Annotated in this window: 14 protein-coding genes; 4 read left to right on the top strand and 10 right to left on the bottom strand. The window is 67.1% G+C overall.

What is annotated here, in order from left to right:
- Nucleotides 1–24: 24 nt before the first annotated feature.
- The 3 genes from ACWDTI_RS03455 to glf are packed head-to-tail and all read right to left on the bottom strand — an operon-like array spanning nucleotide 25 to nucleotide 3756.
- Nucleotides 25–624 (bottom strand): phosphatase PAP2 family protein, encoded by a 600-nt coding sequence (locus tag ACWDTI_RS03455; protein WP_449736639.1) that lies wholly within the window; start codon nucleotides 622–624, stop codon nucleotides 25–27.
- On the bottom strand, nucleotides 605–2551 hold the full coding sequence (locus ACWDTI_RS03460; protein ID WP_449736640.1) for a glycosyltransferase: 1947 nt from the start codon (nucleotides 2549–2551) through the stop codon (nucleotides 605–607). Before ACWDTI_RS03460 ends, ACWDTI_RS03455 begins: the two co-directional genes overlap by 20 nt.
- Nucleotides 2548–3756 carry a UDP-galactopyranose mutase gene (gene glf, locus ACWDTI_RS03465; RefSeq protein ID WP_449736641.1) on the bottom strand — a complete coding sequence of 403 codons (1209 nt, stop codon included), beginning with the start codon at nucleotides 3754–3756 and terminating at the stop codon, nucleotides 2548–2550. The genes ACWDTI_RS03460 and glf overlap by 4 nt, the downstream gene beginning before the upstream one ends.
- A 502-nt stretch (nucleotides 3757–4258) precedes the next feature.
- Here glf and ACWDTI_RS03470 point away from each other — a divergent pair.
- Nucleotides 4259–4948: a GAF and ANTAR domain-containing protein gene (locus ACWDTI_RS03470; RefSeq protein ID WP_449736642.1), complete on the top strand. Its 690-nt coding sequence runs from the start codon at nucleotides 4259–4261 to the stop codon at nucleotides 4946–4948.
- 291 nt (nucleotides 4949–5239) lie between these two features.
- On the opposite strand, the gene ACWDTI_RS03475 is transcribed toward ACWDTI_RS03470, so the two are convergent.
- Together ACWDTI_RS03475 and ACWDTI_RS03480 are read right to left on the bottom strand one after the other, a co-directional pair.
- On the bottom strand, nucleotides 5240–6769 hold the full coding sequence (locus ACWDTI_RS03475; protein ID WP_449736643.1) for a SpoIID/LytB domain-containing protein: 1530 nt from the start codon (nucleotides 6767–6769) through the stop codon (nucleotides 5240–5242).
- A 271-nt stretch (nucleotides 6770–7040) separates the two neighbouring features.
- Nucleotides 7041–7505, bottom strand: a complete 465-nt coding sequence (locus tag ACWDTI_RS03480) for a MarR family winged helix-turn-helix transcriptional regulator (RefSeq protein WP_449736644.1) — start codon at nucleotides 7503–7505, stop codon at nucleotides 7041–7043.
- 68 nt (nucleotides 7506–7573) lie between these two features.
- Here ACWDTI_RS03480 and ACWDTI_RS03485 point away from each other — a divergent pair, with 68 nt between their 5' ends.
- The gene (locus tag ACWDTI_RS03485) at nucleotides 7574–8404 is read left to right on the top strand and encodes an alpha/beta fold hydrolase (protein WP_449736947.1); all 831 of its coding nucleotides are present in this window, start codon (nucleotides 7574–7576) and stop codon (nucleotides 8402–8404) included.
- A gap of 93 nt (nucleotides 8405–8497) precedes the next feature.
- Here the strand turns inward: ACWDTI_RS03485 and ACWDTI_RS03490 are convergent, their stop codons facing one another.
- Genes ACWDTI_RS03490 through ACWDTI_RS03500 form a run of 3 tightly spaced genes read right to left on the bottom strand, consistent with a single transcriptional unit; the run spans nucleotide 8498 to nucleotide 10858 of the window.
- Nucleotides 8498–9328: an HAD family hydrolase gene (locus ACWDTI_RS03490; protein WP_449736645.1), complete on the bottom strand. Its 831-nt coding sequence runs from the start codon at nucleotides 9326–9328 to the stop codon at nucleotides 8498–8500.
- Nucleotides 9325–10092 carry a lysophospholipid acyltransferase family protein gene (locus ACWDTI_RS03495; RefSeq protein WP_449736646.1) on the bottom strand — a complete coding sequence of 256 codons (768 nt, stop codon included), beginning with the start codon at nucleotides 10090–10092 and terminating at the stop codon, nucleotides 9325–9327. The genes ACWDTI_RS03490 and ACWDTI_RS03495 overlap by 4 nt, the downstream gene beginning before the upstream one ends.
- Before the next feature lie 7 nt (nucleotides 10093–10099).
- Nucleotides 10100–10858 (bottom strand): lysophospholipid acyltransferase family protein, encoded by a 759-nt coding sequence (locus ACWDTI_RS03500; protein WP_449736647.1) that lies wholly within the window; start codon nucleotides 10856–10858, stop codon nucleotides 10100–10102.
- Between the two features lie 148 nt (nucleotides 10859–11006).
- Here ACWDTI_RS03500 and ACWDTI_RS03505 point away from each other — a divergent pair, with 148 nt between their 5' ends.
- Both ACWDTI_RS03505 and nhaC read left to right on the top strand, forming a co-directional pair.
- Nucleotides 11007–12605, top strand: coding sequence for a Rieske 2Fe-2S domain-containing protein (locus tag ACWDTI_RS03505; protein WP_449736648.1), 1599 nt, complete (start codon nucleotides 11007–11009; stop codon nucleotides 12603–12605).
- Between the two features lie 128 nt (nucleotides 12606–12733).
- Entirely contained in the window at nucleotides 12734–14245 is a 1512-nt protein-coding gene (nhaC, locus tag ACWDTI_RS03510) for a Na+/H+ antiporter NhaC (RefSeq protein ID WP_449736649.1), read from the top strand.
- On the opposite strand, the gene ACWDTI_RS03515 is transcribed toward nhaC, so the two are convergent.
- Together ACWDTI_RS03515 and ACWDTI_RS03520 are read right to left on the bottom strand one after the other, a co-directional pair.
- Nucleotides 14237–14884, bottom strand: coding sequence for a response regulator (locus tag ACWDTI_RS03515; protein WP_449736650.1), 648 nt, complete (start codon nucleotides 14882–14884; stop codon nucleotides 14237–14239). The two genes, nhaC and ACWDTI_RS03515, sit on opposite strands and share 9 nt — an antisense overlap.
- Nucleotides 14881–16995: a hypothetical protein gene (locus ACWDTI_RS03520; RefSeq protein ID WP_449736651.1), complete on the bottom strand. Its 2115-nt coding sequence runs from the start codon at nucleotides 16993–16995 to the stop codon at nucleotides 14881–14883. Before ACWDTI_RS03520 ends, ACWDTI_RS03515 begins: the two co-directional genes overlap by 4 nt.
- Between the last annotated feature and the right edge of the window lie 406 nt (nucleotides 16996–17401).

Below are 17401 nucleotides of genomic sequence, written 5' to 3' on the forward strand. Positions count from 1 at the left end.
GTTCACCTCGTGTTGCGGCGCGCGTCATTGCTGTCGCTGTGTCGCGATCAGTCTGTCACCCGCGATGACCGCGGCTGCGCTCGCCGCACCGATGGCGGCGCCGGCGAGTACATCGGTCGGATAGTGCACTCCGAGTACCAGGCGTGAGGCGAGCATCGGCGGCACGACCACGGCGGGCAGTGCGGCGGGCGGCAGGCCGGCCGCCCGGCCGATGAGGATGGCGGCGGCGGTCGACGACGTCGCATGCGACGACGGAAAGCTCAGCCGGCTCGGTGTGGAGACCCCGACGTCGATCGCCGGATGGTCCGGGCGTGGTCGTCGGACGATGCGCTTGAGGACCACCGAGGCCGCGTGCGCGCCGAACGCGCCCACCCCGGCCTCGATCCATCGCCGTTGCGCCTCGGCGTCTCCGCGTCGGCGCGCCAGCGCCCACCCGGCGGCGCTGACCCCGATCCAGCCCAGCGAATGCTCCCCGAAATGAGAGAGACCGCGAGCCACCGGCCGCGCGCCGGGTAGCGACCCGACCGTGTTCTGGACGTCGTAGAGGATGCCCATCTCACCCGTCGGTGTGGTCTCGGCAGCCGCGGCCGCGTCGGCCACCGGGTCAATCGATTCCGAAGACACGCGCCCAACTCTCCTCACTGGTCAGTTCCCGATGCTTGGCGCGGTACTCATCCCGCATCTCGGGGAACCGCTCCTGCAATTCCTTCACCAGCTCGAAATGCTCTCGCGCCAAGCCGATCATCTTGTCCCGATCGCGTTGCCGGTAGACCACACCACGACCGTCGGCGGTGGTCACCGTCACCCCGTCGACCCGGCCCAGCGAGAACCAGCGCGCCTCGATCGGCGGGTAATTGGCCTGCGGAACTTCGTGATGACGCGGATCGGCGGGCCGCATGTTGTTGCGTACCGCGGCCGCCAGCGCCTTCGCCTTGGCAAGCGGGTTCGTCGGCGGTGTGGTGCCCAGATGGGTGGCCTCGCCGCTGGTGCGGGGCAGCTCGGTGGCCGACGGCAGCACCACCGCGTCGGGGAACTGCTTGCGCATCTCGGCGATCTTGGGCAGCGCGGTCGGCAGCAGACTGCGGATGTGGTCCGGTCCGGCGAGGAAGTCCCGGATCGCCTCGTTCTGGATCGCGACCGTCGAATACTCCAGGCAGAGCAGATGTTTCGCGGTCGCTTTGTTCATCGACCGCAGAATGCCCTTGATCGGGCCGTCGTGGTGGATGGACGCGACGACGAGCCGGTTGCGCAGATGGAAGTACGCCTGCCAGTCGATGGCATCGTCCTTGTCGCTCCACGCCATGTGCCAGATCGCGATACCCGGGATGGTCGCGGTGGGGTAACCGGCCTTGGCGGCGCGCAGCGCGAACTCCCAGTCGTCCCACTTGATGAACAGCGGCATCGGCAGCCCGATGGTCTCCGCGCATTCCCGCGGGATCATGCACATCCACCAGCCATTGCCCTCGACGTCGATCCGGCGGTGCAGGTTCTTGGAGTTCTCCCGGTCGCGCAGTGGGTATTTCGCGAAGTTGTGGTCGTAATCGACGAACGGCGCGGCGGTCCACATGAAGTTCTGGCGATTGATGACCTCACCCATGCAGTGCAGGTGACTGCGGTCCTGCAGGTTGAGCATCTGCCCACCGACGAGCATCGGCGTCTTCGCGAACCGTGACATCGCGAGCGCGCGCAGGATCGAGTCGGGTTCGATCGCGATGTCGTCGTCCATGTACAACACGTACGGAGAATCGGTGCGCCGCAACGCCTCGTACATGATGCGGGCGTAGCCCCCGGAGCCGCCGAGGTTGCCCTGATCGAAGATGTGCAGCCGATCACCCAGCGCCGCAGCGGCTTCCGTGTAACCCGGCTCGTCGCGGACCTTGCGGGTGCCCTGATCCGGCATCAGCACCGCATCGATCACCTCGTCCACCAACGGATCCGAGGTGAGCGCGGCGAGCGCGGCAACGGCGTCGTTCGGCCGGTTGAAGGTGGGGATGCCCACCGTCACCCGTTTGGTCTCCGGACCGGTCGGTGCGTCGATCGGTGCGTACCAGCCCGCGGCCACGATCTCGGTGTCGGTGTCGGTGGTGACGTCGAACCAGATCCAGCCGCCGTCCTCGAACGGGCCCAGGTCGAGCTCGAATTCGATGACCCCACGGCCGTTCTCGTCGGTCGGGACCAGGTCTCCGCCGATGCCGATGCGGGCACCGTTGAACTTCGAGCGGTAGAGGTCGACGCGGCAGGTGCCGATCACCTCGATGCGCAGGACCACCGAGTCCAGCACGCTCCACCGCCGCCAGTACGCGGCCGCGAACGCGTTGAAGTAGGTCTCGAAGCTGACCTCGGACTCCGCACCGAGCAGCACCGAGGTCCGGCTCGGTGCGTGTGCACGACGCGAATTGTTTTGCGACTCTATCTGATACAGCGATCGGACGTCGATCGGTTCGCCGGGACGCGGGAAGATCACCCGCTGCAGAAGGGTTTTCGCCTTCGACGACGGGCCGTCGACCGGGTCGGCCGGGTGGGTCGCGTGCTTGGTGGGAGTCACAGTCATTCGTTGTTGCCCTCTGCCAGCGCCGCACCGTCGGTCAGGTGCGGAGCCAGCGTGTTGTCGAACATGGTGAGCGCGCTCGCGATCGCCATGTGCATGTCCAGGTATTGGTAGGTGCCCAGACGGCCACCGAAAAGCACCTTGCGCGAGGCGGTTTCCGCCTTGGCCAGATCCCGGTAGGCGCCCAGCATCGCGCGATCCTCCGGGGTGTTGATCGGATAGTAGGGTTCGTCCTCGGCGTCGGCGAATCGGCTGAACTCGCGCATGATGACGGTCTTGTCGGCCGGATAGGTGTCGCGTTCGGGATGGAAATGCCGGAACTCGTGGATGCGGGTGAACGGCACATCGGCATCGTTGTAGTTCATCACCGGGGTGCCCTGGAAGTCCCCGGTGTCGAGCACTTCCACCTCGAAATCAAGTGTGCGCCAACCGAGTCGACCGGCAGAGTAGTCGAAGTAGCGGTCCAGCGGACCCGTGTAGACGATCGGGGCGTCGGGCGACGCGGCCCGCAGTTCGTCGCGGACCGCGAACCAGTCGGTGCCCAGTCGGACCTCGATGAGCTCGTCGGCGGCCATCCGTTCCAGCCATGCGGTGTAGCCGTCGACGGGCAGGCCCTCGTAGGTGTCGTTGAAGTAGCGGTTGTTGAACGTGTACCGAACGGGCAGTCGGGTGATGTTGCCGGCGGGCAGTTCCTTCGGATCGGTCTGCCATTGCTTGGCCGTGTAGTCCTTGACGAAGGCCTCGTACAGCGGGCGCCCGATGAGGCTGATGGCCTTCTCTTCGAGGTTCTTGGCATCCTCGGTGTCGATCTCGCTGGCCTGCTCGGCGATGAGGGCGCGCGCTTCGTCGGGGCTGTAGTAGCGGCCGAAGAACTGGGCGACGAGTCCGAGTCCCATCGGGAACTGATAGGCCTGCCCGTTGTGCATCGCGAACACGCGATGCTGGTAGCCGGTGAAGTCGGTGAACTGGTTGACGTAGTCCCAGACCTTCTTGTTGGAGGTGTGGAACAGGTGTGCGCCGTACTTGTGGACTTCGATGCCGGTGGTCGGTTCGGCTTCCGAGTAGGCGTTGCCGCCGATGTGGGGCCGCCGTTCGACGACGAGGACCCGCTTGCCCAATTGCGTCGCCGCCCGCTCGGCGACGGTGAGCCCGAAGAATCCGGATCCGACGACGATCAGGTCGTAGGAGTTCTCGCTGTTGACCACCACGGGTGTTCAGGGTATCCGACTCAACCTGAGGAATTGCCGAACGCGCGCGTCCCAACCGGTCACGGGTGACGGGTGTGACGGGCCCGCGTGGCACGGATCACGGGTGGTGTCGGCGGATCGGCCTGCAGCCATCGGGCTCCGATCTCCTGTCCACGGTGTTCAGGGGGCTGCAGTGACCGATCTCGTCGGCCACCATCACCGACCCGGGGACCGGACGGATCCTCGGCGTCGTGCCGCACACATCGCGCAGTGTCTGCTTCCCGCGTGTCTGACGTCACTGTCCGTGGCCGCCGCCCGGCCGGTGCCGACCATCCCCAGACCGGCGATGCGGTGCACGACCGGCCGATTCCGTGCTGGTCCCCCCGCGTCGTACCGGGACCGTGACGTGGGTCGACGCCGGCCCGCACCCAGGCGACCCGGTGGCACGGTAGGAAGGACGGGCGCCCCCCGAGGTCGTAATCTGAAGATCTGTCGGAGCGGATTGTGCCGAGGAGGATGCGCGATGACCGTGGATATCAGTGTGCGGATGGCCGGGCTGGTCCGCGATCTGCACATCGAGAGCGGCGACACCGAAGCCATGCTGCGCGGGATGTCCAAGGCCGCGGTCAGCACGGTGCCCGGCGCGGAGTACGCGAGCGTCACCCTGGTCACGAAGGGGCGCATCGAGACCCCGGTCATGATCGGTGACCTCGCCGGTCGGTGCGACGATCTGCAGCGTGAGCTGGTCGAGGGTCCGTGCCTACGGGCCGCGCTGGACGACTCGACCATCCACATCATCGACATGACCCACGAGCCCCGCTGGCCCCGATTCGCTCCTGCGGCAGCCGATTTGGGCATCTCGTCGATGGTGTGCTTCTGCCTCTACATCGATGGGAAGGATTCGGCCGCGCTCAACCTTCACAGCACCCGCCCCAGCGCGTTCGACGAGGATGCCCGCGCATTGGGCGGGCTGTTCGCCGCACACTGCGCCACCGCGTTCGCCACCGTGCGGGAACGTGAGCAACTCCGCAGCGCCCTGACCACGCGCGACATCATCGGCCAGGCGAAGGGCATGCTCATGGAGCGCTACGCCATCGACGCCGACGCCGCCTTCGCGCTGCTGGCCCGACTCTCCCAGGAGACCAACACCAAGTTGGTCGCCGTCGCCGAACAGCTGGTGCTCGCGGGGCCGGACAGGCGCCCGACGAACTAGACGCGGAATCGAGTGCCCCGACTGCTCGGGGTGATTCCGTGGCGTGAACAGACCGGACGGGGACAACGGCGCGAAGCACGCCGGCCCGATTTGGCGCACACCCGTGTTCACTCCCGACGTCGCCGCACACATTTTGCTCTCTGCCGACACCGGCCACAGCTGTCGCGGGTGTATGCGCGCACAGTGCACGCGACGACCGCTCGCGCTGTGCTCCATGTCAAGTCATTCGCGAGACCGGGTGGAACGCCGGGCCGTCCCGCCCGCGGCACGATCCCGATCGAGCCCGACCGCCTACTTCAACCCATCGGCCTGCGGGAATCCCAGCACCGGCTGGCCACCGCGTTCCAGATAGTCGGCGAGGGACGCACCGACCAGCGCATGCGCACCCGTCTGCTGGCTGAAGAGCATCAGCCCGCGCTGGAACAGGGCGATCACGCCCTTTCCGTCCGGGGTCAGGTTCGGCACGCCGATGAGCTGGCCGAGCGGTCCGGTGATGCCCCCGAGTTCGCTGTATTTGCCGTTCATCGCGCTGGTGCCGAGACTGAGCAGCTGCGACAGCCCGGGCGAGAGGCCGTCGAAAAGGGAGGAGAGGCTGCCGAGATCCAGTAGTCCACCGCTGCCGTCGGGTCCGGTCGGCGGCGTCACGATCTTCGGTTTGCTGGTCTGGCCGGCGATCGAGAAGAACGCCGACTTGAGCTGCAGGAGGGTGCGGGCCTGTTCACCGCTGACCTCGCGGGTGCCGCCGGAGCCGATCGCCCGGACCTTGATCGCACGGCCGTTCTCCGGGCCGAGCCCGTTGGCCTCGACGACTTCGAGGGCGCGCAGCGCACCCACCCCGAACGCGGCGCCGGCACTCCCGGCGCTGACCGTCGCGGTCCAGTTGTGATTGGGGGAGGCGGTGTCGCCGTCGTCGCGAACCGCCGGGAACCTGCCGCCCGCCGTGTAGCCGCCGGTCGACGACGAGAACTCGGTGAAGGCAGGTTTGCCGCCTTGGTTCAGGATCTGGCCGGCCGTGGCGTCGGCGGCGGCGTTGGTGCGGGGGTCCTCGCTCGCGACTGCCCCGTAGACCTGGGAGTTCTGGGTGTCGTCGATCTTCTTGCCGCTCGCGATCGCCGCCAGCGCATAGGTGCGAGCCGCGACCGCCTGGGCCTTCAGCGCCTCGGCGCCACCGGAGTCGGCCCACCCCGGGGAACTCTCCTTGGGGATGACGCCCTTGACGTAGTCGTCGACGTTCAGCCGATTGACCACACGGCCACCGTCGAATCCGAGCGCCCCGCGGTAGGCCTGATTGGAGCCGCAGTACTTGAGGAACTCGCGGGCCGGCCGGCTCGCCGCCAGGTTGATCGGTTCGACGAACTGTGCCGGCACACTGCGCACCACACCGCCGCCGCACCCGGTCCGGATGGTGGCCGTGGCCCCGGACAAGCTGACCGCCTGTCCGGGAGCCACCGTCTGGCCACCGACTCGCATCCCGGCGTCCGCGTGCACATCCACCGAATTCTTCCCGGTCAAGATCACCGAGATATCGGGTCTGTCCACCTTCCCCGCGGTGGTGCCGCCGTAATAGTGGCGCAAAATCTGTGCCGCCGACCAGCCCTGACGGGCGTAACCGTAGGCGCCCCACTGGCCCATCCCACGACCATGGCCGAGGCCGTGACCGATCAGCGTCAGTTCAGAACCAGCCGAGAGTGTGACCCGTTGCGTGGTCTCGGTCGACCCACCGACGGTGAGCAGACCGCCGAGCAGCAACGCCGGAACCAGTCCGATCGCTGCGAAGGACAGTGTTCGGGCGCGCGTGTGCCGTGGGCGTGCTCTGACCAAGGTCCGGGCCTCCCTGCTGTGACCGCCGCTGTTACTGAAGTGACTGGTGTGACTCTAGTGAACTCGCGAGTAGGACGACAACCCGAGGAGGGTCACAACCGCGTCACGAGTTGGGAGGGCGTACCGGACGACGTCTCAGGTCGCGGTCGCATGCCACTCCACCACGATCGCGCGGCCTCGGCCAAGGTCGCATTCACCAGATGTGTTCGTGGCAGCGTCCCGCACGCGGTCGAGCACGGGAAGCGCGGCGCCGATCATTCGGTCGGTCGGGTCAGGCTCTCGAGTCGTCCGGGTCAAGGGCATCGAGCAGTCGCTGCATGGTGGCGCACATCCGCGCATATTCGGTATCGCCAACCGTTGCCGCCCAGCGTGATTCGATGTCGGCGACGCGGCCACCGGCTTCCCGCATGAGTTCCTGGCCACGCGTGGTGAGATCGATCAGTTTGGCGCGGCCGTCCGCGGGATCGGGCCTCCTGGTCAGGTAACCCAGGTGCTCGAGGTCGTTCACCAGCTCCGACGTCGCGGCCAGACTCAGCTGCGCCCGCGACGCGAGCTCGGTGAGTCGGATGCCACCTATTCGGATATTGCCGAAGATCTGCATGTGCGGGTCGCGGATGTCGCCGTAACCGGCAGCCGCGCGCGGTGCGGCGAGATCGGCACGGAATTCGTTGAGCAGACGTATCAGCAATTGGCCGATGGCCAGGCGGTCCGCGTCCGGCACCCTTGACGAGGTCATGAAACCGGAGAATACTACGGATACCGAAATTTCGGTTTCCGAAGCAAATCCTCGAGGACGTGAGCGCCATGGGCAACCCCGACTCTGTACTGATCACCACCGACCTCGGACGCCTGCATGTCCGCCGTGCCGGGTCCGGACCCCCGGTCGTGTTGTGGCACAGCCTGTTCGTGGACTCCCGGTCCTGGGGGCCGCTGTTCGACGAAATCGCCTCCCAGCGTGAAGTTTTTGCCATCGACGGCCCCTGCCACGGAGGCAGCGATCCCCTGGATCGGGATTTCACCTTCCCCGAGGTGATCGACGCCGCGGTCGCGGTACTCGATGAGCTCGGAGTGACCACTCCGGTCGACTGGGTCGGCAACGCGTGGGGCGGGCATATCGGAATCCAGGTGGCCGCCGATCATCCCGAGCGCGTGCATACGGTGACGACGATCGGTTGCCCGTTGCGCGCGTTGAGCGCTCGCGAGAAGTGGATCCTGTGCTGGCCGCTCGTTCAGCTCTACCGCGTCACCGGACCGACCCGATGGTTGACGAACATGTTGAGCGACAAGCTGATCGGAGCCGAGGCGTCGAACGCCGAACCCGACCGGACCCGCGAGACGATGGCCGCGTTCACCGACACGGATCGTCGCGGCATGCTGCACGCGATGAACTCGATGATGCTGCACCGTAAAGGGATCGAGCATCTGGTCACACAGCTCCGGATGCCCACGCTGATGCTGGCCGCCGCGGACGACACGATGGGATGCAGTCCCGCCGAACTCGCTGCCCTTGCCGGTGGCGCATCACACGTGCGCACCGGCACCGTCCGCGGCGGTGGTCATGTGGCGCCGCTGCTGATCGACACCGAGGCCATCCTGCACCACATGGACCAGCTGTGGTCCAGCCTGCTGGCGTGACTCCCCATGCTCCAACCACGATCCCATGGTGCACCCCGGGAGTGTGGTTGCAACCTGGGAGTTCGGCACGCATTGGGTCGGGCCGGGAGTTGTTCAGCCGAACCAACGTTCGAGCACCCGCGCGACACCGTGGTCGTTGTTGCCGACGGTGATCTCGTCGGCGGCCTCGCGCGCGGCGGGGTGTCCGTGCCCCATCGCGACCCCGTGATGGGCCCAGCTCAGCATCTCGACGTCGTTCGGCATGTCGCCGAAGGCGATCGTGGCGGTGATGTCGAGGCCGGCGAGGCCGGCGAGGCCGACCAGCCCGGAGGCCTTGTGGGTGTCGGGCAGCGACAGCTCGATCAGTCCGTTGTCGGTGGAATAGGTCACCTGGGCGAGATCACCCACCGCCGCGGACATCCGGGCAGCCATCTCCCTGCTGGTCATCTCGGGTTGCCGCACAAGGAGTTTCACCGCCGGTTCGGAGTACACCTCGTCGTCGCCGACCTCGATGTGGTCCGGGTTGAGCCACGCGTGCCGATAGCCCGACGTCGCGACGAACGGAGGGGTGACCGCATCGTGCGCGGAACGACCGACCCGTTCGGCGGCGATGCCGCAGCCCGGCAACTGACGGTAGGCACGCTCCACGAGCACCTCGAGGACGTCGGGTTGCACTGTCGCCGAGGCCATCACGTGGTCGTTGCGGACGTCGTAGAGGATGGCACCGTTGGCACACACGGCGTACCGGATCGGCGACTCGGCGCCGAACTGATCGGTGATCTCGGCGATCCACCGTGGCGGCCGGCCGGTGGCGAGCACGAACTCCACCCCGGAATCATGTGCTGCCGCAAGCACTTTCATTGTCCGCTCGGACACCTTGTTGTCGTCGTCGATCAACGTGCCGTCGACGTCGCTGGCGATGAGCGTGGGCGGACCGAAGGTCATCGCTTCTCCCTCGCCTTCCGCGCCCGCGCCTCGGCCTTCCGTGCGGCCTCGGCATCCTCGATCAGATGGGCCTCCTCGGGCGTCGGCGCCGAGCCACCGAGCCGAGACGGCACCCAGAACTCGCCCGCCGGATGCGGCCCGTATTCGGTCTGTACCTCGAGCAGTTCGGCCTCCATCACCTCGCGCAGACGTTGTGTGGCAGCCTCCGGAGACTCGTCGGCACCGACCCGAAACGGGGGTCCGAAGCTCACCGACACGGGAATGTGCTTGCGGCCCATCGCTCGCGTGCCACCTTTGGTCCACTGCCGCTGCGCACCCCACACGACGGCCGGGATGATCGGCACGTCGGCCGCGGCGGCCATCCGGACGGCCCCGGTCTTGAACTCCTTCAGTTCGAAACTGCGGCTGATGGTCGCCTCCGGGTAGACCACGACGATCTCGCCCTCACGCAACCGCTGCACCGCGGCCCCGAAGGCCTCGGCGCCGGCCGACCGGTCGACCGGCACGGTCTTGGTGTGGTTGACCAGGAAACGCATGATAGCGACGTCCATCACCTCGGACTTGATCAGGAAGCGCGGGCGGCGTCCGGCCCGCCGCAGGCCCAGGGCGGCGGGCAGGAAGTCGACGTAGCCGGTGTGGTTGACGGTCAGCACGGCGCCGCCGCTGCCGGGAATGTTCTCGACGCCACGGAACGTGAGCTTCAGGCCCTGGGCATGCGCGAGTCCGTTCGCGATGATCTCCAGGGTCCGGAAGACCGGTTCCACGATCCCGTCAGCCTTCCTCGCGCTGAGCTCGCTTCGCGGCACGCGCGGCCTGCTCCTCGGCGTCCATCCGGTTGGCCTCCTCCAGCGTCGGGGCCGAACCTCCGAGCCGGGCCGGCACCCAGAACTCACCCGCGGGGTGCTCACCGTAGGCGTCCTGCAGCTCGAGCAGCTTGTCCTCCATCACCTTGTGCAGCTTCGCGGTGATGGCCTCGGCGTCGCCGGTCGGTTCGATCGGTTCGGCGACGCCGATCGAGATGGGGGTGTTGGTGCGGCCGAGCCGCTTGGGATAGCCCTTCGTCCAGATCCGCTGCGCACCCCAGATCACCGTCGGGATGATCGGCGCATCGGCTTCGAGCGCCATCCGCGCCGCGCCCGACTTGAACCCCTTGATCTCGAAGCTGCGACTGATCGTCGCCTCCGGGTAGACCCCGACGAGTTCGCCGCTCTTCAGACGGTCGACGGCGTCCTCGTAGCTCTGCGCGCCGCTCGCGCGGTCGACCGGGATGTGCTTGAGCGCACGCATGATGGGTCCGGAGATCTTGTTGTCGAAGACCTCCTTCTTCGCCATGAACCGGACGTACCGCTTGCCCTGCAGATAGGCGGGAATCCCGGCGAAGGTGAAGTCCATGTAGCCCGTGTGATTGATGGCGATCACACCCGGGCCGGTCTTCGGCACGTTCTCCACGCCGGAGATGGTGAATTTCAGCCCCTCGGCCAGCCACAGCATCCGAGCCGTGGTGATGACGCTGGAATAGACCGGTTCCATGTGACGAGCTTATCGGTCGGTGCCGTTGCGGGTCGAAGGTCCCGACCGCCCGCCTCGATGCCGTGTCCGAAGGTCCCCGACGCTACCCTGGTCAGGTACTTGCGCGGACCCACCACAGCCTGGTCCGGACCACTTTGGAGGCGAGAACTTGCAGATCACCAGCGTCGGCCACGCCGGATTCCACATTCAGACGGCCGCCGGCTCCATCCTCTGCGACCCCTGGGTCAACCCGGCGTACTTCGCATCGTGGGTACCCTTCCCGGACAATTCCGACCTGGACTGGAAAGCCCTCGGCGACTGCGACTACCTCTACGTCTCGCACCTGCACCGCGATCACTTCGACGAGAAGAACCTGCGGGAGAACATCAGCAAGGACGCCACGGTCCTGCTGCCCGACTACCCGGTGCCGGACCTCAAGCGCGAACTGGAGAAGCTCGGGTTCACCAAGTTCGTCGAGACCACCGACTCGGTGAAGACCACGGTCACCGGCGACAAGGGTTCGCTGGACGTGATGATCATCGCGCTGCGCGCCCCGGCCGACGGCCCCATCGGCGATTCCGGTCTGGTCGTCTCCGACGGCGAGACCACCGTGTTCAACATGAACGACGCCCGGCCCATCGACCTCGACGTCATCGGCGAGCAGTTCGGCCACGTCGACGTGCACCTGCTGCAGTACTCGGGGGCCATCTGGTACCCGATGGTCTACGACATCCCCCGCAAGTCGAAGGCGAACTTCGCGGCGCAGAAACGTCAGCGCGGCATGGACCGCGCACGGTCCTACATCGAGCAGGTCGGCGCCACCTGGGTGGTGCCGTCGGCGGGGCCGCCGATGTTCCTCGACGACGATCTGTTCGTGCTCAACGACTTCGGGTCGGGCATCGAAGGTGGCGACAACGAGCGGCCCGGTGATGTGACGTCGATCTTCCCCGACCAGGAGACCTTCCTGGAGCAGATGCGTATCCACGGCACCGACGACGGCGAGAAACATCGCGGCCTGATGATGGTGTCCGGGTCGGTGGCGACCTTCACCGGGTCGGCACTCGAGGAGATCAGCCATCCGTATCCGCCGCACGAGGTGTTCGGCGAGAACAAGCAGGCCTATCTGGAGCGGATGAAGGAGAAGTTCGCACCGGTGATCGCGGCCGACAAGGCGACCTGGGCGACCGAAGACGGCGACCCGCTGCTGCCGCCGCTGCGGGATCTGTTCGAGCCGATCATGGCGCAGTCGGACCTGATCTGCGACGGCATCGGCTATCCGGTCGGACTCGTCATCGGCGACCAGACCGTCGTCCTCGACTTCCCCAACCGGATCGTGCGCGAGCCCAAAGAGGGAGAAGGCAAGTACCGCTACGGGTTCCGCATCGCGCCGGAACTCGTGCGCACCGTGCTGCGCGACGACGAGCCGGACTGGGTGAACACGATCTTCCTGTCGACGCGGTTCACCACGTGGCGCATCGGCGGGTACAACGAGTACCTGTACACCTTCTTCAAGTGTCTGACCGACGAACGAATCGCCTACGCCGACGGCTGGTTTTCCGAAGCGCACGACGACTCGGCGTCGATCACCAAGGACGGCTGGGAGATTCAGCGCCGGTGCCCGCACCTCAAGGCCGACCTGTCGAAGTTCGGTGTCATCGAGGGCGAGAAACTGACCTGCAATCTGCACGGCTGGCAGTGGGATCTGGAGAGCGGACGCTGCCTGACGTCGAAGGGACATGAGCTGCGCGCGCAGCGGCTCGACGGCTGACGCCGTGTCCCCCGAATGGGGGTCAGACTCGGGGCGTTATTGACCGATGTACCCGAGGTAAACGCGAGACAATCAGCACGAGAACGTCACCCGGCGGATCACTCATTCCTTCGACGGACGGATTCGTGATGATCGAGGAGCCCAGCGACTCGCCCGACGCCGTACCCGGGGTCAAACCGCCGAGCCTCCTCGACGCGATCATCCCGATCGTCGCGCTCGCAGTCCTGATCGCGGGGTCGCTGCTGCTGTTCGGGCTCGACGCCCTCGACGGCCCGATCCAGGTCGCACTTCTGCTGTGCTGCGCGATCGTGACGGTGATCCTCTTCAAGAACGGATACCGCTGGGAGCACATCGAGGAGGCGAGCCGCGGCGCGCTCTCGTCGATCACGACGGCACTGTTCATCCTGTTGGCCGTCGGCGCGCTGATCGGCACCTGGAATCTGTCGGGCACCATTCCGACGCTGGTCTACTACGGCATCCAGATCCTCGCGCCCGGCTACTTCTACATCGCGGCCGCGCTGGTCTGCGGCGCCATCGCGATGTCCATCGGCAGCTCCTGGACGACGGTCGGGACGATCGGGGTGGGGCTCATCGGGATCGCGGGCCTGCTCGGCGTCTCCACCGCCATCACCGCCGGCGCGGTGATCTCGGGCGCCTATCTCGGCGACAAGCTCTCACCGCTGTCGGAGACCACGGTGCTCACGGCCCAGATGGTGAGGGTGGATCTGTTCACCCATATCCGCAATCAGTCGTGGACGTCGTTGCCCGCCTTCGGTGTTGCGTGCATCGCGTTCGCGATCCTGGGTGTGGCCGGCCCGGCCGTGCAGGCCACCCCCGGTGAGGCGGTCGAACTCGCCGGCCTCGACCAAGTGTTCTGGATCAATCCGCTCAACCTGCTGCCACTGCTGTTGCTGATCGTGCTGTCGGTGCGGAAGTGGCCGCCGTATCTGGCACTGATGACCGCATCGCTGTTCGCCGCGATCATGGCACCCTTCACCCAGCACGACGCGCTGACCGCCTACGTCGCCACCTTCGACGGGTCGTCCAACCCGGTGGTGGCCGGACTGCAGGCGGGTTGGCGGGCGATGGCCAACGGGTTCGTCGCCGAGAGCGGCGTGCCGGACATCGACCGCCTGGTATCCCGCGGCGGCATGGACTCCATGCTGCTCACGATCTGGCTGATCATCGGCGCCGTCACCTTCGGCGCGCTGCTCGAGAAGTTCGGGCTCATCTCGCGCCTCATCGACCCCATGGTGGCCGCCGCCCGCACACGCGGGCGTATCTATCTGACCGTGTTCGCGACCTGCTTCGGCCTCAATGTCGTTGCGGGTGACCAGTACATCGCCCTCGTACTGCCCAGCCGCATCTTCCGGACCGAGTTCGTCCAGCGTCGGCTGGCGCCGCAGAACCTGTCGCGACTGTGCGCCGACAGCGCGACCGTCACCTCCCCACTGGTGCCATGGAATTCGTGCGGCGCGTTCATGGGGGCGGTGCTCGGCGTGGCCACCCTCTCGTATCTGCCGTTCGCCATCTTCTGTTTCATGAGTCCGATCCTCAGTGTCCTCTACGGCTTCACCGGTTTCCGGATCAAGAGACTCTCCGACGAGGAGGCCGCCGCCGAACTCGAGAAGTCAGGCTGAACCGTTCGGTCCGTTCGGCACGATGAAGCCGTCGTCGGTTGCCGCAGCGAACAATTCGGACCTCGTCCGCGCCGGATGACCGACCGCCTCGTACTTCCTGCGGACCCGGTCCACATACTGCTTCGCGGTGCTCGGGGCGATGCCCATTCGCCGGGCCACGCTGTCGAGTTTCATGCCGCCCGCGTACATGCGCAACGCCTCGAGTTCCTTGGCCGACAACACCGGCCGCTCGATGTCCCGATCGTCGAGGACCGCCCGCGCGATCGTCGTGGTCATCCACTTCTCGCCGGAAAGGGCGGCGCGTACCGCCTCCTGCAGATCGTCGAGAGCGTCGTTCTTCGACACGACGGCAGCCGCGCCTGCGGCCATCATCCGGCGGACATGGCGGGAACTCGCCAGCGCCGAGACGACCACCACCGCCACGCCGCGACCACACAACGCGGCGACGATGCGGTCGTCGGCGATACCGGTCGGCCCGAGGTCGAGATCCAACAGCAGCAGATCGATACCATCCTGTGCCACAACATCATCCAGCGAGCCAGAACATACGACGATGTCGAATCCGGCGGCGACCATCTGCGCGGACAGAGCGTCGCGCACCAGGGCGTGGTCGTCGACGATCGCCAGCCGGGCGGTCATGCGTCCGCGCCGATCTCGGCGAAACCGTTCGGCAACGACCCGGCCACCACGTCGACGCGCATGTCCGGCCCGATGGCGAAAACCGACACCGACACCGATTCCCCCGGCCGGCACCGCGCGATCGCGGCCGCCACCGCTTCGATCCGTGACGGCGACGTGTTTCGCGGCACCGGATGATCGGCTGTGAAGAAATGGAGATCGAGCACGACCCCGGCCATCCGCGCTGCCGTGATGATGCGGGTCCATTCGTGATCCTCATGCTCCCAGATGGCGATCATCGCCCGCAGGCATCCTTCCTCGACGCCGGCACCGTCACGGATTCGCGGGTCCACGATCCGTTCGGGGTGGCGCGCCAACTCGCCGAGCAACATCCGCGCCCGGGCGAGCACGGACTCGCCGTCGACGGTGTGCAATCGCGACGCCCGCCGCTCCTTCTCCTCGCGGCGCCGCAGCTCGATACGGTGCCGCCGTTCGATCTCGATGGCCATCGCCACGAGTCCTCGTCGCACGATGACGAACACCGTGACGATCGCGACGTCGGCGATCAGCACCGCGATGGTCGATCCGCCCGGATCGGCTCCGGTGATCATCGCCCAGCAGACAGCGGCCACACCCGCCAGGACCGGCGGGAGGAAGACCCGGGCCCGGCCGTCCACCACGATGAACGCTATGCACGCGGTGGCCGCAGCATCGCCGGCCCATGCCATGTTGGGGGGCACCACCGCCGCAGAGGTCGCGACCAGCACACCGGCGAGCATGAGCAGGTACCCCACCCCGATGACGGTCGCCGGCAGATGTGGTCCGCGGCGACCCGCCGTCGTCACCATCGTCAGCAGCGTTGCGGTGATGGTCCAGAGCAGCGCTGCGGGCAGGACCGCATTCAGCGACCACCCGGTGCCGAACGCGGTCGCCACCACGGCGACGATCGCGAACTCGACGAGCATCACGGGCACCAGCCGACCGACCATCTCGGTGGCCGCCCGGGTCAGCACCCCCTGGCCGTCGATGGACTCCAGCGGCGGGACGATGAGTGTCACCGTCGTCCCCGCGCCCGCAGCCGAGTCGACATCGGCGGTGATCATCGCGTCCGCCGCGCGCCATGCCAGCGTCGCTCGCAGCCGATCGAGGTCGACCACGCCGACCCCACGATCGCGAATCGTGATGTGGCCCGTCGGCGCGTTGATGCCGACCTCGACGCTATCGCTGCCGGAATGTTTTGCCGCGTTGGTGATCGACTCGACGAGGAGGCCGATGATCTCGCGTCGACGCCACGGTGGCTGCACGCCGAGCAGGGCTTCGATGGTCCCCGGTGAGTCGACCGCGACGTCGACGCCCAGCGCACGCGCGTAGGCCAGGATGTCGTCCAAGCCGGTGGTGTCGGGAACGTTCAGTCGCTCGAGTTCGTCGAGCGCCGCGAATTCGGCCACACACCGGCGGCGTATCGCGTCGAGGTCACTGACGATCACACCACGCGCGACGGCACCCAACGTGTTGATGACGGTGTCGTGCATGAGGCGGGCCCGCACGCCGGTCAGACCCCACGAGGACGGCCTTGCGAGGAGCGCGGCGTCGGCGCCGCGACGGGGCACGGTGGAACGGTCGGCGAGTTCCGCGACCTCGCGGAGACCACCCGTGACAATGGCCACCGCGAGCGTGGAACAGATCGTGTAGACGGGTATCAGCAGCGCGTAGTAGCTGTCGGCGACGAGCAGACCGGCCGATACGGACAACACCGCCGCCACGAGTACCGCCGGACGCCGCGGGCACACCAGAGCCGCCGCGATCCCGACGGTGAGGCTGGTGTCCAGCACGATCCGCTGACCGGCGACATCCGGCCCGGTCGACGACATCGCCAAGACCAGGCAGACGAGTCCCCACGTCGCCACGGGTGTCCACACCGGTCCGCGCCGCCGGACGGCCAGCAGCCAGACCACGGCATGGACGCCGAACGCCCAGACGATCAGTTCACGGTGCGCGAAGGACGGTACTCCCAGAGACGCGATGAACTGCGCGACCGGCATCACGCCCGACCAGATGAACAAGGCCGAACACAGGACAACCGTCAGGCGCGGCGCATAGCCGCGCCTGCTCGTCGTCGGCTCCTGAACCAAAAGACCCTCCGTGCGCCCGGTCGGCCCCCCGCTCATCATCGCAGTGGATCCGTCGGCACGTTGGCGGGAGCGAAAAGCGAGTGACCTTGGTCCCGTGCGGCGATCGTCTGGTCGGCCAGTCTCGGAACGCGCAGCAGCCGGCGTGCGCGATCCTCTCGTCCCCCGAATTGGGGACAGTCGTTGGGCGCTGCGGTGATCGCCGGGCGGGCAGGATTGAGCCAGCCCGGTATCCATCCCTCACGGGGAGCGACCCCCAGGAGCGACCCATGGCATCCGCGGACGCGACAACCGAAACGACCACCGACCAGAAGGTCAATCTCCCGACGCTGTCCGCGATGGTCGTCGTTCGATGGTCGGCTCCTGTGTCTTCCTGCTGCCGCGAAGATTCGGCACCGAGACCGGCGTC

This window comes from Gordonia sp. NPDC003424 (assembly GCF_053588655.1).